Annotated in this window: 9 protein-coding genes; 2 read left to right on the top strand and 7 right to left on the bottom strand. The window is 37.0% G+C overall.

Annotation, left to right across the window (positions count from 1 at the left end):
- Positions 1 to 350: 350 nt before the first annotated feature.
- Positions 351 to 1,403, bottom strand: a complete 1,053-nt coding sequence (locus UABAM_RS16375) for a pyroglutamyl-peptidase I family protein (protein ID WP_151969087.1) — start codon at positions 1,401 to 1,403, stop codon at positions 351 to 353.
- Positions 1,404 to 1,563: 160 nt separating this feature from the next.
- On the opposite strand from UABAM_RS16375, the gene UABAM_RS16370 reads away from it, so the two are divergent.
- A complete protein-coding gene (locus UABAM_RS16370) occupies positions 1,564 to 2,025 on the top strand; it encodes a hypothetical protein (protein ID WP_151969086.1) in 462 nt (153 codons plus the stop codon).
- 49 nt (positions 2,026 to 2,074) lie between these two features.
- Here UABAM_RS16370 and UABAM_RS16365 read toward each other — a convergent pair whose 3' ends face one another.
- Positions 2,075 to 3,802, bottom strand: a complete 1,728-nt coding sequence (locus UABAM_RS16365) for a vWA domain-containing protein (protein ID WP_151969085.1) — start codon at positions 3,800 to 3,802, stop codon at positions 2,075 to 2,077.
- 135 nt (positions 3,803 to 3,937) lie between these two features.
- Between UABAM_RS16365 and UABAM_RS16360 the strand changes: the two genes are divergently transcribed.
- Positions 3,938 to 4,549 (top strand): hypothetical protein, encoded by a 612-nt coding sequence (locus tag UABAM_RS16360; protein ID WP_151969084.1) that lies wholly within the window; start codon positions 3,938 to 3,940, stop codon positions 4,547 to 4,549.
- 409 nt (positions 4,550 to 4,958) lie between these two features.
- Here the strand turns inward: UABAM_RS16360 and UABAM_RS16355 are convergent, their stop codons facing one another.
- The 5 genes from UABAM_RS16355 to UABAM_RS16335 form a co-directional block, all read right to left on the bottom strand.
- Positions 4,959 to 8,831, bottom strand: a complete 3,873-nt coding sequence (locus UABAM_RS16355) for a serine/threonine-protein kinase (RefSeq protein ID WP_151969083.1) — start codon at positions 8,829 to 8,831, stop codon at positions 4,959 to 4,961.
- A 63-nt stretch (positions 8,832 to 8,894) separates the two neighbouring features.
- Positions 8,895 to 10,214, bottom strand: coding sequence for a cytochrome c family protein (locus tag UABAM_RS16350; RefSeq protein ID WP_173013363.1), 1,320 nt, complete (start codon positions 10,212 to 10,214; stop codon positions 8,895 to 8,897).
- 247 nt (positions 10,215 to 10,461) lie between these two features.
- Positions 10,462 to 12,939 carry an ATP-binding protein gene (locus UABAM_RS16345; protein ID WP_173013362.1) on the bottom strand — a complete coding sequence of 826 codons (2,478 nt, stop codon included), beginning with the start codon at positions 12,937 to 12,939 and terminating at the stop codon, positions 10,462 to 10,464.
- A 102-nt stretch (positions 12,940 to 13,041) separates the two neighbouring features.
- The gene (locus tag UABAM_RS16340) at positions 13,042 to 14,061 is read right to left on the bottom strand and encodes a zinc-binding dehydrogenase (protein WP_151969080.1); all 1,020 of its coding nucleotides are present in this window, start codon (positions 14,059 to 14,061) and stop codon (positions 13,042 to 13,044) included.
- Positions 14,062 to 14,268: 207 nt separating this feature from the next.
- Positions 14,269 to 15,720 (bottom strand): dicarboxylate/amino acid:cation symporter, encoded by a 1,452-nt coding sequence (locus UABAM_RS16335; RefSeq protein ID WP_151969079.1) that lies wholly within the window; start codon positions 15,718 to 15,720, stop codon positions 14,269 to 14,271.
- Positions 15,721 to 16,025: the final 305 nt, after the last annotated feature.

The following is a 16,025-nucleotide window of genomic DNA, read 5'->3' as shown; positions in this document are numbered from 1 at the left end:
TTAAATTATTTTGAAAGGAGAAAGTAAATGAAAGCTTTAAAATCATGTTTGATAAAATTAATCATCTGTTTGCTAGTTTTAAGTTATTGTTTGTATTCTTCTGGTAATGCAATAAATTTTGATACAATTGCATTAACTATTCTATCTTGTCGTTATTTTGTTCTTTTTTGTGTAGAAGCTATATACGCACGTCTAGATAGACTAAGCTGTTTACCAGCATAAGAACCAAAATTTTTTAAGAAGTTTTTTTATTGAGAAATATATATGAGTTTTAGTCGCCTTATTGCAGTATAAGGGAGTGCTATAATCCAATCCACTATGGATTATGAGCATCTCCTCCCAAAGACGGCTTAATCGTCCAACAAAGACCTACCTAATTTCAAATCCACATACGGAATTTTTTGTTCGTGCTCTACGTTTATGGCATAAACCTCCACTCCATTTAGGTATTGACCGGTAAAAGTAGCATTTGCATCACTGGTAAAAAATCGTGAGCTTTGCCCATTAAGATTTTGTAAATTTTTACCCAAATAACGATAGAAAACGCCTTTTTCTGTTGTTGGCAGTAATTTCTGAAGTACCTCGTGATCTTCAACGCATGTCACATAAATTTTCTTTTGCTGTTGCTGTTGTAATATTTCGAGCAATGACTGTGTTTTTTTGTGTTTTGCTTTGATATGTGCGATGGTTTCCTGCAAAGTAATTTCAAGAGCTTTTTTGCCCGAAGTAACATCCACTTCGCCGCCAACATGGATAAATCCAGCTGCTAAACAAGCATCTTTTCCGTTACGATGTAAACTCTGGTACCACATAACATGATAGGCCATGTACTCACACAAAAAACGTCCAGGATCTCCCTGCCAATCGACCCAAGCCTTAAAACCCAAATCCGCGGCATTTACTTTCTCTGCAATTTTTGCAACCGGAAGCGTCGAGTGAAGAGTAAAATTATCGGCACGCGTAACATCGGGCTTTGTGAGAGGAAACTGCGGAATTAAATAATCCTTACGCCAATTTTCTACTGCTAGATTACGCGCGTTAAATTCAATTTCCCATGGCCCCCGTCCCAAACCAAAAGCAATAATCGCATGGGGTTTTATCCGTTCAACCACTTTCCAAAAATCGCGCGAAGTGTCCTGGTAATCTACTTCCAAGTTTCCCTCCCCACGTCCATTTTCTCCTTTTACCCCCTTGGGAAACGTAGGAAAAAAAGAATAGATATCGTAACCGAGATTTTGCCAATTTTTTCCTTTCCAACCTCCAGGATTTAGAGCAGCATCATTACTAAAATCTTGTACAATTGCATTTGTCGGTGGCCAGTATCCCAAAACAAGAATATTTTTTTCTTTCGCAAGCAAACCACCCAGTAAAATAAAACTCAAAATAAAATAATGTAATTTCATAAACAACCCTTTCTGACAGTTAACCAATAAATGTTGTAAGAAACAATCTTACTAGCGCTTACACTTAATACAATTTCAAAAATTTTAGTTGATTCTTCCCCTATTATCCAATATTTTAATCTTAGTGTAAATTTCTTAATCTTAACAATGGAGCAAACGAATGATTGAAAGAAGTGAAGTTGAAGCAGCCCAAGAATCTTGGGGAACATCTTTGGTTAACGTTGGTGCCGGAGAAACATGGGAAGAGTCTCGTGATCGCGCTGAGGCAATGATCAAAAGTCACTACTTACTAGATGACGGCGCATCTTTGCTATTTTGCCCAACGAAGGCATCAGTTAAGCAGTTTAGAAGTAATTTAAAAAGTGCATTGTCTTATTTTGTAGGTCGTGATTCAGAATACGATGAAGATAAAGGTTTTGCATTAGAACCTTGGAAGAGTGTTCGATTTGAAAATACAGATGTTGTTTGTAAACAAGATATTGCATTTGCAATGGGCAATTACTACTTCACAACGATGGATGACACAGAAGTAAAAGTAGAATATTCTTTCGTATATGTTCGCGATAACGAAGGAAAACTAAAAATACAACTGCACCATTCTGCTATACCTTATAGCCATTAATAAAAAAACTCCCGAAACGGGAGTTTTCTTCAACTGCCAAGTTGCTTAATTACTTATTTAAAGCTTGCGCTTTTTTCACCAATTCTACAAATTCTTCGCGGTAACTGTCCTTTCCTTTACTCTCTGCGGCTAATTCCAGAACAAAATCATAATTCATATTGCCTTTGTATTTTGAATCGCGTAATAACATTCCGAAAGAAGCCACAGCAGAAGAAAAAACAAAATCCTGAGATGCGTCCTTTAGTTTAGCACCTTTATCGGTAATAGGGAAAGTGAGTAACTTGCTTTTATCACCTTCCGGTTGCTTGTAACGCAATTTTACCGTCATCATTTCATTACTTTGTGCCGCTTGTGTGGGCTGTTTACTTTGATACTTTAAATCATCCACGTTTCCTTGAGAATCTTTACCTTTTGGTACGATCTCATAAAGTGCTGTCACCGTGTGCCCAGCGCCTATTTCACCGGCATCTTTGGTATCATCGTTAAAATCTTGGTGACGAAGTATGCGATTTTCGTAGCCGATTAAGCGATATGATCCCACCACAAGAGGATTGAATTCAATTTGGATTTTTACATCTTTGGCGATGGTAACAAGAGTTCCCCCTACTTGTTCCACAAGAACTTTGCGTGCTTCTTTCACATTGTCAATGTAATAGTAGTTACCATTTCCTTTATTCGCGATTTGTTCAAGAAGAGCATCATTGTAATTGCCCATTCCAAAACCAAGTACTGTTAAAAAAACATTACTCTTGGCTTTTTCTTGGATAAAGCGAACCAAAGACCCTTGATCAGTGATACCTACATTAAAATCACCATCGGTAGCAAGAAGAACGCGATTAATGCCACCTTCAATGTAATTTTGAATGGCAACATCGTATGCCAACTTAATTCCTTGCCCACCATTTGTAGAACCACCTGCGCGAAGTTTATCCAAGGACTCAATAATCGCTTGTTTGTTGTCACAAGGGGTCGATGGCAACACTAAACCAGCAGCACCTGCATATACAACAATTGCAACGCGATCATTTTCTCCCAAGTTTTCTACTAACATCTTCAATGCTTTTTTGAGAAGTGGTAGTTTGTTACCATAGTTCATCGATCCAGACACATCGAGAAGAAAAACTAAATTGCTAAATTTTTTATCGTCGCGAGAAATTTCTTTTCCTTTAAGCCCAATACGTGCCAAGCGATTTTTAGCATTCCATGGGCAAGAAGAAATCTCTGTGCTGACAGAGAAAGGCGTATCATCGTTAGGAGCTGGGTAGTCATAAGAAAAGTAGTTGATCATTTCTTCTAAGCGTACAGCATCTTTAGGAGGCATACTGTTGCGATTGAGAAAACGTCTTACGTTTGCATATGAAGCCGTATCTACATCAATCGAGAAAGTCGAAAGTGGATCATCGCTAACCTTAATAAATGGATTTTCCACGATGTGGTTGTAATCTTCGGTGTTGTGTTCTGGTTGTTGCTTGTTCATGGAAGGATCGGCAGGAGCTGGCTGCGCAACCGGTGGTTGTGCTGGTTTAGCGGCGGCTAAATTTTGCATGAGCTTGCGCTTTCCTGCAATTTTTTTCACCTTCGCTCTTACAGGACGTTGTTCGGATTCTTCTTGTATAGCGTCACGTTTTACAACTATTTCTTTTACTTTACCTGGATTTTTAGTGGCTTCGTTTTTTTTGATACTTCGCGTATCGTTGTTTGCATTCCCCTTAGAAGTAGCGTTATCACATCCAAGTAGTAGTAAAAAAGTAAGAATAGATATTATTATATTTTTCATCGTAAATCTCCTGGTATTTGAAAACAATCTTTATTACCTTAGAGAAACATCGACAAAAAAAGTTCGTGAAAAAATGAAAAGTATGTAAAATTATTTGATGAAAAATATTGTAATCTTTGTACAAAAGGAAAATACATGAGAGAAAAATTAGCAATAGGAATTGCTTTCGTGATATTGATATCCGTGAGTTTACCAGCTATACGAGAGATGATGGACCCAGAGTTGAGAAGATACAATACATTTTGTACACAACTCACAAAATCGTCTGGAGATGAACTGGTCAGAATTTATGATAAGGCGTCGCAAACGGGAAATCAAAAAATACTACGTAAAATATTTCGCAAACGTAAAAGTAATGGCGCCGCTCTTGCGTATTGCTATTCATTAAACATCAAAAGAGGTATGGAACGAGAGCATGTCACTTTTCCTATGCTGTTAGGAATGGAGGTTGAGGTGGTAAAAAACGTAATACGCCAAGTTTCTTCACCTGATGCTAAGAGACGTCTTTGTGCACTGCGCTCCATGACAAATTTGTTGGACTTTGAGATAGTTTCCAAAGCTTTTCACGAAGCACAAAACGACAAAAATCTACAAGTTTCCACGCTAGCGAAAGATGCAATACGACAACACGAGGAGTTTAGCGCGAAACAGTGGAAAAAATTAATCAACAAAGTAAAAGAGGATGAGCAGAGAAAAAAGATAGATATCCCAAAAGGGCAAGATATCGAAGCTGTGGAAAAAAAATAAGTACTATGTCCCAAAAATGCAAAAAAATCAACTCCCCAAAACATTCAAAAACAAGCTCCGCAGCGGATCATCACACATTCAAGCCTTTACATTCAAGCATCGCGAAAAGTCAAAACGCCCAAAGCCCCATTTCTAGGGGCTTATTCGTTTTGGGTGATTAGACGCAAGAAGTTTGTTACATTATTAACATAATAAAAATAATAACTTACTAAACAAATCGGAGATCAAAAATGAAATCTATTAAATCATGCCTAATCAAATTAGTTTTGTGTTTATTAGCTCTATCTTACTGCTTTTATGCTTCACCAAATCAAGTCACCTTTGACATCGTTGCAATATCTCTTTTATCTTGTCGTTACTTTGCAATTCTTTGCATTGAATTTTTGTATGCACGATTAGACAGAATCAACTACCTCGCATCATAACTTAAAAACTGTTTTGCTCCATAAAACGAAAGTAAATTTTTCCAAGCAATTCTATATGAAGAAGAACGTCTATTTATCACAAAAAAATAGTAGTTTTGTAATAATATCTTCTCGACTATTTTGTTACCACTCTCGTGACAAAGAGAAGACAAAATCTCTGGAGTTGCACTCTTTCCATATTTGTACATATGCTGCAAAAAAGAATCATCTTTTGTCAAGTGAAACATTCCTAGTAAAAAAACAGGATTATTTTTGTCAAGGTCATAAGCTTTTTTTAGATAGCTAGACGCTTTTTGATCCTTTTCCACGCTCAACAGCAAAAACATATAGTAGTGGTACTGTGCCACAGAAGAATCTAAAGTAATTATTTGTTGTAGTAATTCTTTGATTTCACGTCGATGTTTTACATCTTGAAAATATTTTTTTGCCATACTAACATTCGCCCAAACTCTCTGCTCAGCGTTAATTTCAGTTAAAAAATACTTGGTAAACATTGTGGCGTCTTGGGTATCAATTTTATTTTGCACTAAATAAAACAAAGCATGAGCAACTGTTCTTTTCAATGAAGCATCATTTTTTCTACGTGTTTCGAAAAAAACATTCCTGCGTATGGCTCTATCCGACATAAAAACATAAGAATAATATGCTGCTGTTTTCACATTTTGGTGTGGATGTCTTAAATACTTTTTTGCAATTTCTATTTTTTCCTCACGAGAAGCTTGCCTTTGTGGTGTCCCCAAAATATTGATTTTTTTATTCAGAGCTCCTGTACCAACCGTTAACAACGTGAGTAGCACAGCCTTCATATTCAAATTCTTCTCTCGCTTGACAAACGGTATCATATTTTTAGACATCATGCTATCAAGAGCATAACCATAACTTTTTAATAATTCATTGGGTTGCTCTATCAAAAAATTTGTGCGCAGGGGTATTACTTTTTGTGCTAACCACAATAATCCTTTTTTTTGATCTCTTTGCAAATACTGCGTCACAATAGTAAATGTATCTATAGCATGTTTTTGAGCGGCAAAAGCCCTCAATACATCAATGTTCATTTTATTCGCGTAATATACAATTAAATCTCTAGGGGATTCTAACTTGCTAAAAGCCTTTATGGCCAAAATATGTATTGATATATCCGAAGTCTTTTGCAACAGCTCACGAATAGACGTTTTTAGGTACGGAAACTTTAAAGTCGCTGCGGACTGTAACAATGCTTTTTGTACTTCTTCTTGATCGTTGATTCCCTCCTGCCAAATTTTGCGGAGAGTCGCGCTAGAAAATGTAAAATTTTCTTTTTGGGAAAATTGTTTCCAAAAAAAATAGTACGCATTTGCTCTAATATTCACATCTTTGTGATGCATCCATTTGCGAAGTATTTCTTGACACTCCGGTCTCCTACTTGCAAAGTATTTATTTGCGATATTGAGAGAAATAAATGCTTTATCGTGATTTAAAAGCCGCGTAATTTGAACACTATTTTCCAAAAAACAATTTTTGGCAAAAATAAGGAGTAAAAAAGAATCTTGTGGTATCGACAATGGCATTGACTTAGCCACCCCTAAACCGATATCTTTCAAAGCGGATAAACATATAATTCGTTGAGCATTGTCACCTTTTTTATAAATATTGACAACCGTCGAGAACAACGATTTACTCAAAAGTGCCTTGGCTGCCAAATATCGGAAAATACTTTGCTCATTGCTGTTCTGTAAAATAGCAATTAATTTTTTTTCCGCAATGTAAACAATCGTACGCGGCTGCAAATATAATTGGGTTAATTGGTAATAAACAGAATGCTGTTCTTCCGTCGCCCGGGCTGTTGTTATCTTAGTATAAATTTTATTGAGTGCTCGGAATCTTTCGCGAGAAAATGCTTTATCTAAGTCTGGATGATAGCGCATTACCCACAAAGCGTTATAGGCATTCTCCACCAAATGGGGATCTTTGGAGAATAGTTTCTCAATTAACGGCAAAATGTTGCCTTTTGCATCTAATACTTTTTGCTGTTGTAAATAATTATGACGGTACTGATTCGCTAAAAATACAAATTGCGAACGTAGCAAATCAGGCGGATCGTAGCGATACTCATCTATTTCACGCATAATTTGTACATAGCGCCCGCGTAGAAAGCGAACATCGGCATACGCTACTTTGGTGAATCCTTCAAATGCTTCCATATTTTCGTGGTTTAGTTCTTTTGCTTTCGCAAAGCTTTTGCTGGCCTCTAAATATTTTTTTTGGGCAAAAAATGCCTTTCCCAACTCCGAAAAATGATAGCTATTTGTGCTGTCTAACCGTATACACTGCTCAAGTGATTCTTGCGCACCACTGTAGTCTTTAAAAGCTAGTTTAATCTTCCCTAAATAGAAATAACTTTTTACAAAGTAAGGATCTTTTTTAATTTCTTGCTGAAAATATGACCGTGCCTTAGACAGTTTCTTTAAAAGAAAACAACACTTCCCCATAAAGAAATCAGTGTGCTCCTGCTCCACAAACACAGCATTCATTGCTTTTATTGCTTTAAAAAAATCTAGAGCCTTGCCATATTTGCGCTGCAAAAGCAGAATACGTGCTAAATAATAACCTGCGCAAGATTTTTGTTGTGCGTTCCCTTCTTTCCAAAGAGAAGAAAAAATGGTATGCGCTTGCTCAAAATCTCTCTCTTTATATAACATCCGTGCATTTGCCAACTGCATAGAAAGTGATTCTCTCAAAGGTATATTTAGATTTTCGTAATATGAAATAAAGTCGTCTCGGTTCCCAATAAAGGAAGAGATGGTCGTCATATACATGAGAAAATCTTGTTGTGACAAAAGCTTGTTTTCGTAAGCTTTACGGAAAGACTTTTGCGCTTGTTGATAATGACCTCTTTTTAACCAGTTTTGTGCCTCTTGTAATTCGTTAATGTGAATGGTAACCTTGGGCAACAGAGGCTTTTGTATTTTAAAAATATACAAGAGAAAACTGCACAGTAGAACCAAGGCAATAAGCGTACGGGGAATATATTTACGATATAAGGAATATGTGGTTACCGTTTTATTCTCAAGGTATCTATGTAAGTCATCGGCAAAGAGTTTAGCTGTTTTATAGCGATACTTCGCTTGCTTTTGCAACGCTTTTAAGCAAATATTTTCTAAAACAATAGGTATGTTTTTATCTACTTTTCGCGGCATGATGATGGGATGTTCAATAATTTCAAGTAATATTTGAATCGTAGAGCTCTTAGAAACAACAGGTTGCTGCGTAATAATTTCGTAAAAAATGGCTCCGAGAGAATAAATATCAGAAGGTCTTGACAGTGTACTGACATCTCCTCTCGCTTGTTCAGGAGACATGTATCGCGGAGTTCCAACGATTTGGCCCGTTTGTGTAATGGAACGATCAATACCGTCAATCACTTTTGCTAGTCCAAAGTCTAACAAGTAAGGTGTTTGTTGTTGATCGATAAGAATATTACGTGGTTTTAAATCGCGATGAATGATCGACCGCTCATGAGCGTAATCAACAGCGTGGACAATCTTGAGGAACAGTTCAATTTTTTCGCGTAGCGTTAAGGAGTGGGCTTGTAAATATTTATCAAGGGTCATCCCTTCAATGTACTGCATAATCATACATGTGGTATTTTTATACTTCACGTACTCATAAACACGTACAATGTTCGGGTGCTTTAGTTGTGCGATTGCTCGTGCTTCCCGAGCAAATCTTTTCATGGCCATCGGTGTGGTGTCGTGAATTAATTTCACGGCAACTTTGCGTTTTATCTGGAGATCATAAGCCAGGTAAACGGTTCCCATTCCACCACGTCCGAGTTCGCGGACGATTTCATATTTTCCTGCCAGAAGGTTTTTTGTCACAACTTATAATCTCAACTGTAGGTTCGTACAGATTGAAAAAATCTGTACGAACATTGCTTTTATTTATTTACGTTTTGTTGCCTTCCATACATAGCTACTTTCGGCAGGCAATACTTTATCTAACGATGCAAGCTGAGTTCCATCGTGATTCTTAGTAAACTTTCGTGCCTTAATGGTGATAAAATCAGCGGCCTGAGCGATATCTTTTTTATTGTTAAAATTCAAACCTTTAAATAGTTTTAACAATTCTTTGATTTCCGCAATACCACCTGACTTTTTATCTACGGCATTTAAACGTTTAAACGCAGTATCTGCACGCTTCATCATTGAACTGAAATAGCGTCCTTTTTTTGTCGCAATTCCAATACCTCTCAATGCATATTCAAGATCAAGCATTGCACCAACAACAAACATAACGCGTAAACGTTCCTGAGAGTTTTTCGCATTTTTGACGTTATCTCCACGAATGTAGTTGTGGCGAATCATACCTTGCGACCAACGAACAATTTCAAAAGAATCACTTCCCGCTTTGTGTCCACCAACGTTCACTAAGTTTTCATTGGGGATACTGTGGCAACGATAGCAATTTTGTGCGATTAAGTATACATCATCGGTATTGTTCATTCCCAATTTCATTGCCTTGGAAATTCTTTCTTGTCGTGGTCTGGTTTTATCATTGTGGAATTCAACCCAATCTGCAGAAACACCATGGCATGATTCACATGATACACCGGAAACGACTTTCGGTTTTCCGCGCACTTCATCACGAGTATAGTGGCATCGATGGCATAAGTCATTACGCTTCATGCTACCTTTCATGCCCATGCTCTTCATAATTTGCTTTGCTCTTTTGCGTTTATGAAGTTGATCAAAAGTTGTGGAGTGTGGAGTTTTCTTCCACACTTTAATCGCTCCACCATGACAATCTTTACACTTATTCACGGTAAGAACTTTGGTGTGGTCCATTTCCAACGACTTTTGCCCCTGAATTTCTTTTAGCATTGCATATTCTTCTTGGGTCAAATTTGTATTTACTGGTGGACCTGCAGGACCCGCTCCTTCGTCTCCGCCTGAACTAGCCTGAGCTTCCGCAAGTTTTGCCTTTGCAGTTTTTAGTCTAGCCTCTGCTTTTTTGAGAGTTTTTTCGTATTTGGCAACTAGACTTGTATATTTTTTTACATATTTTTGCCATTTTGCAGAACTTGGTTGTGCGGCTAACTTTTTCTTCGACACGTTAAGTCTCGACTTCGCAACCCCCAAGTTTTTTTGGTATTTTGCTATAATACCCGTGTACTTTTTTACGTAGCCTTCCCATTTTGCTGCGTCATCCGCGTGCAAAGAGGCTATCATAAAGAAAAACACTAAAGATAAAATGCGCTTCATTGTTAAGTATTCTCCTCTAACTATACAAAACATCAAGATGTACAATCTTTTCTCATGTAAATATCCTATTGTACACCCTGAAATCTTAGTGATTTGTAATTATATTATATTATTATAGGGCCTCTCAATGTATTTTACCACTATTAGATTTGGCCGCTGCACTTAATTATGCGAAATTTTTCGTAAAAAGGAACGAAATTTTGCAAAAATTTCATCGCAATACATGCGAATTTTGTGTATTTCTGTTTCAACTAGTTTTTTGCTTGAGAAGTGCCTCTCCCCACTTTTTAAGAAGGCACTGCAATTTTGCCATTGTAATGGGCTTACTGATATAATCGTTCATTCCCACACTAAAGCATTCTTCGCGATCTTTTTGCCTCGCATTTGCCGTCATGGCAATAATAATCGGATTTTCAGACTGTGTTGCCGTAATAATTTTCGTGGCCTCTAAGCCATTCATTACTGGCATTTGCATATCCATAAATACAATATCGTATTTTTTTTCTTTTAAGATATTTACCGCTTCTAAGCCATTGCAAGCAATATCTATATTGTATCCAAGCTCCTTAAATAAAAAGCCCGCCACTTTTTGATTGATTCGATCATCTTCCACCAACATTATATCTAACGGATACTCGATAGAAAATTTTCCCAAAGCTACTTGGTTTGATGTATAGACACTTTCCTTTTCGGTCAGGCTGAAAACATCCATGAGTGCGTGAAATAAGCTGGAAGCTTTAATTGGTTTATGCAAAACAGTAATTTCGGGGGAAATATCGGATGTGGACTGCGTGGTGGCCAGAAGTACAGGAGTGCGAGGTAGAGCACCTTCCATTATTTTGTTGTCACAAAAAATGACATCATAGTTATGGACCGCGTTTCCCTCTAAACGAGAAGCCTTTACCCCCCACAACTGACACTGCTTGTTTAAGAATGAAAACACCATCGAACTCGGCGTTGAAATTCCCATATGTTTGCCCACGAGATAATCGATATCTTTTTCAAGATATTTCAGATCGTTTACTTTGGATGATTTCTGAACTTTAATAGCAAAAGAAAATTTGGTGCCTCGGTTGACATGGCTTTCGCAAAAAATAGTCCCCTCCATCATTTCAACTAACTTTTTGCAGATGTTAAGCCCTAAACCTGTTCCCCCATAAATTCGCGAAGTGGAATTATCCACTTGGCTAAAAGCCTCAAAAACACTACCTACTCGATCTTGAGGAATACCAATACCTGAATCTTCTACAATAACATCTAAAATAATACTCTCGGACTCCACACGATGCGTTACGCGAATAGCGATATGGCCTTCATTGGTAAATTTAATAGCATTGCTCACCAAATTAATTAGTATTTGTCGAATGCGTTTTGCATCTCCCACAACATATTGAGGTGTACAACAGTCGACTTCGCAGATTAAATCAAAATTGCTTTCATTTACCTTCGCAGAAAATAAATTTACCACATCTTCTAAACATTCTCGAAGGTCAAAGTCCTCTTTTTCTAATTCGAGCTTCCCTGATTCTATTTTAGAAAAATCTAGGATATCATTCATAATGTGTAATAGAATGTTACTGCTCTCGCGAATTGTTTTTGTCCACTGTTTTTGTTGCACGGTAAGATTTTCTTGTTCCAATAAAGCCGCTAAACCAACGATACCGTTCATAGGTGTACGAATCTCATGACTTACATTTGCTAAAAATACATCCTTGCTTGCATTCACTTCTTCAGCATACTGTTTTGCTTTTTGCAGTCTAATCTCTGTTAACTGTCTTTTACAGATTTCTTGTGTCGCAACAGAAAGAGCCTCTTCCACAGCCCCTTGTTTTTCTTGCAAAGATTCCAACATCTTATTTATTGAAGATGTCAACGCCGCAAACTCATCTTGCCCTTCAATACGCAACGGTTGGTACTCTTTGCTTTCCGCAATATTTTTAATTTGCTGTGTTGCTTTTTCAAATCGCGCTAATATAGATCTCTCTAAGAAAAATAAAAACAACAAGGTAACGATAAAACCCATCAAAAATAGAATCAAAGTAAATAGCTTAAATGCCTCTAAACCTTGTAGGTATATCTCGCGTTTGTGGGTGATGGATAAAGAAAAGAGATAGTTGTCATTTATATCCAAATATCTTAAACAAGTATGTAATGTGTGTTCATCAGTTGTGCAACAAGGATGTTCACATTTTGTTGTTTTGACATTTACCTGCAATTGTAAAGATTGATCGATGAGTTTTTTGCAGCGTTCCGGGGTAAGATAATAACCCCATATCAATGTTCCACCGATGGGTTCCTTTTGATCATTTTGTGTAATAGGACGCGAAATAACCATAGTTGGCGTATCTAAATCGATGAAACCACGAAGGCTGCTTTTGGTATTTTGATGTTGTAATAGCTGCTTGAACTTTAATATACGTTGTAATTTATCTTTGGGTATTTCTTCTAGTGATTTTGAACAGTGACTTGTTTGAAAATTTAGAACAACTTTATTATCTCGGTTACAGTAAATGACAAAATCAAGAAGGTTATAAACGGTCTCATATGTGAGATTGATTTTGATATAATTGGGGTTATTTCCCTGCACAAATTGATACGTATCATCCCAAGAACTCCAAAGTAATGCCTTATCATCTAAATTACTCAGGTAATTTGTTACAACTTTATTTGTTCTTTGAGTATCAAGACATACACGCTTTTCTTCTAAAGCCAAAAAGCGTTTCATAAATATGCTCTTACAAGCCATGCTGACACTATACGTAACAACAATGACTCCCGATATAACAATTAAAAATACTTTGTATCGCAAATTCATATAAAACCGTGTTTAAATAGTTAAAACAACTTTTCCTATATTTTTTCTATTTTCGATATAGTCGTGTGCTTCGGCTACTTTCGAAAAAGAAAATGTACAATCGACATGAGGTTTAAGCCACCCTTCATGAATGCCTTCGAGCAGCGTGTTCATCCAAGTTGATATTTTTTCTATTTCATTCCACAAGATACTTATATTAACACCAAAAACCCCTTTATTGCTGTTCATCAAAGACAACGGACCAAATTTAGGCAAACGTACAATAGACTTTATTGCTTGTAAATTGCGCTTTATTCTACTTGTTCCGTGAACTGTTGAAATTCCAAACATTCCGAGTCTACCTGTGCTACACAATGCACGGTAACTTTTTTTCCAATGATTTCCGCCAATAGGATCAATGACCAATTCCACACCTTTCCCGTGTGTTTTTTCGTTCAAAATTTGTAACCAATCAAAATTGCGGTAGTCAATCGCATGGTGTAAACCATATTTTTTTAGAAACGTATGCTTTTCAGGACTTGAGGTTCCATATGTTTTTGCACCAATATGAAGTGCGATATTGAGAGCCGCTAAACCCACTCCGCCACCCACATTGTGAATTAAAATAGATTCGTCTTTGCGTAAACCTCCCATAACAACAAGCAATTGATACGCAGTCAAATAGACCACAGGGATCGAAGCTGCTTCTTGAAAAGTTAAGCATTCTGGCTTGGGAAAAACGTATTGTTGTGCAACAACTACTTTTGTGGCATAGCCTGATAAAGGAGTCAAAGCAATAACACTTTGGCCTACCCACTTTTTGTCAACATTGCGACCTACATGTTCGACAACTCCTGACACTTCATAACCAACAACACAGGGTAATTCAGGCGTATTAGGGTATAAGCCTTTGCGAATTAGAATATCAGAAAAATTAATTCCTATCGCTTTTACATCTATCTGAACCTCGTTGTCTTCTATTTTGGGAAGGGGTTTTTCAATAGTTTCGAGGACAGACGAGTTTCCATGTCGCGAAATAAGAATTTGTTTCATATACATATACTTAATAAAAATAATTGATTTAAGAACTAAAAGCAATTTTAGAATTATTTTTTATATTATAAATTTATTACAACCAATATTCTACTCAAAAAAAAAATTAGCCGAACAAAGGCATATGTTCGACTAATTCAAAGTACCTGACTATTAGGTAATACGGTCTTAAATGTTGCAACATTCTTATCTTACTTCCGATTCTGTTTACGCCGCTTCCTTCTCTGTATCATCTGGCGTTACGGAATTAATGTATACTGAACATGCCATATCTCCCACAACGTTCACCGAAGTACGAAACATATCCAGCAAGTTATTCACCGGAAGAATGAATAAGATTCCTTGAGGAGGAATTTTTACAGCAACGAGAATCATTGTCAAAATAACAATACCTACTCCAGGTACAGCCGCTGTTCCAATCGATGCCATAACGGCCATCATAACAACGGTTAGCTGATCGGCCATGGTCAAATCAATACCATACACATTAGCTAAAAATATAACCGAAATTCCTTGGAATAGAGCTGTTCCGTCCATATTGATTGTCGCCCCTAGGGGAATAACAAATCCAGCAACTTCGTTTTTTACCCCTAGTTTATTTTCCGCAACCTCTAGGGTCAGAGGCATTGTCGCCGCACTTGATGCAGTAGAAAAAGCGGTAATCATCACCTCTTTTACATTCTTGAAAAATTTGATCGGACTATATTTCGATAAAAATACCAAGGATGTCACATTCAAGACAAGCAAGTGTGTCACTAAGCCTAACAATACACATATGGAAAAAGGTACGAGAGCCGTTAACATTTCGGTATTTTGCGTACCGGCAATTTGAGCAGAAATTAGAGCAAAAATACCGTAAGGAGCTATACGCATCACCATCATGATAATCCGCACGGTCATCTCTGTAATACCAGTAAAAAAGACAATTATCGGTTGAGAATGTTTTTCTTCTATTTGCAATAAGGCAATTCCACATATAAGAGCAAAAAAGATCACCTGTAACATATCGGGCTTGGCGTTGCTCACTGAGGTAAGAATATTTTTGGGAAATATCGCCTGCAAACCTTCAAAAAGCGTTTGTTTATTCTCTTCTGCCGCTTTTACTTTATTAGAAGCGGTATCTGCCAATTGCTTTTCAAATTGTTGTCTTGTTTCTTTTGATAAGTTGCCTGGTTGCATGAGATTTGCAAAGAATAAACCAATAGCAATCGCAATTGCCGTAGTGCAAATATAGTAGACAATGGTGCGCATACCAATACTACTGAGTTTTTTCACATCCCCTAAACTCGTAACTCCGGTAAGAATAGAAGAGAAAACCAGAGGAACAAGAGCCATTGTCAAACAGTTCATAAAAATCTTGCTTCCCACAGGCTTGATGGCAAACAACAACGTATTGTCAAAAAGGCCACTCAACGCAGAGAACACCCCTAAAACAAGCGCGATTAGAATTTTGACAAATAGGGAAAACTCAAAGCTTTCAAAAAGAACAAACAAGCTAATAAATAAGGAGAAATATCCAATATAACTGAGGTCGTATTTGGCTTTTGCCTCATCTGGCTGTACAGCTTCGACGGGCTGTAAAAAATATATGCTCACAGCAAAAAGCACGGCAAACAATACAACTTTTGCAATTGGATTTAGACTTTTTAATTTCTTCATTGTTTCGTAAACGAGGACTATTCAGTTTTAGAGTTTCAGAGTGGCTAGGAGTATTTTTCCAAATTTAATTGCAAACTGAGCTAGGACACTTACAAAAATTTAATGTCTAAGTAAACCTCGTATCTCCCTTCTGGAGTAAAAAAACACGAATCCAAGTAACATAACTTCATCATTCAAAATAATATTCTGTTGCGAGAATGACATCATAACATATAATAGCTCTAATTTCTAGCTGATAGCTAGGGCGTGTCGTCAATTAAAGTTTATTTAATTGATGACACGTGCTAATTAGAACCCTTTGAGTT

It is taken from the genome of Candidatus Uabimicrobium amorphum (genome assembly GCF_009002475.1).
Taxonomy (GTDB): domain Bacteria; phylum Planctomycetota; class Uabimicrobiia; order Uabimicrobiales; family Uabimicrobiaceae; genus Uabimicrobium; species Uabimicrobium amorphum.
The sequence above is the reverse complement of the archived record's forward strand: the minus strand, read 5'-3'. Positions and strand labels throughout refer to the sequence as shown.

Excerpts from the sequence above, each read along its gene's own strand:
- UABAM_RS16340 (WP_151969080.1), bottom strand. The coding sequence starts at position 14,061 with ATGAAACAAATTCTTATTTCGCGACATGGAAACTCGTCTGTCCTCGAA.
- UABAM_RS16370 (WP_151969086.1), top strand. The coding sequence starts at position 1,564 with ATGATTGAAAGAAGTGAAGTTGAAGCAGCCCAAGAATCTTGGGGAACA.
- UABAM_RS16375 (WP_151969087.1), bottom strand. The coding sequence starts at position 1,403 with ATGAAATTACATTATTTTATTTTGAGTTTTATTTTACTGGGTGGTTTG.
- UABAM_RS16350 (WP_173013363.1), bottom strand. The coding sequence starts at position 10,214 with ATGAAGCGCATTTTATCTTTAGTGTTTTTCTTTATGATAGCCTCTTTG.
- UABAM_RS16335 (WP_151969079.1), bottom strand. The coding sequence starts at position 15,720 with ATGAAGAAATTAAAAAGTCTAAATCCAATTGCAAAAGTTGTATTGTTT.
- UABAM_RS16360 (WP_151969084.1), top strand. The coding sequence starts at position 3,938 with ATGAGAGAAAAATTAGCAATAGGAATTGCTTTCGTGATATTGATATCC.
- UABAM_RS16345 (WP_173013362.1), bottom strand. The coding sequence starts at position 12,939 with ATGAAACGCTTTTTGGCTTTAGAAGAAAAGCGTGTATGTCTTGATACT.
- UABAM_RS16365 (WP_151969085.1), bottom strand. The coding sequence starts at position 3,802 with ATGAAAAATATAATAATATCTATTCTTACTTTTTTACTACTACTTGGA.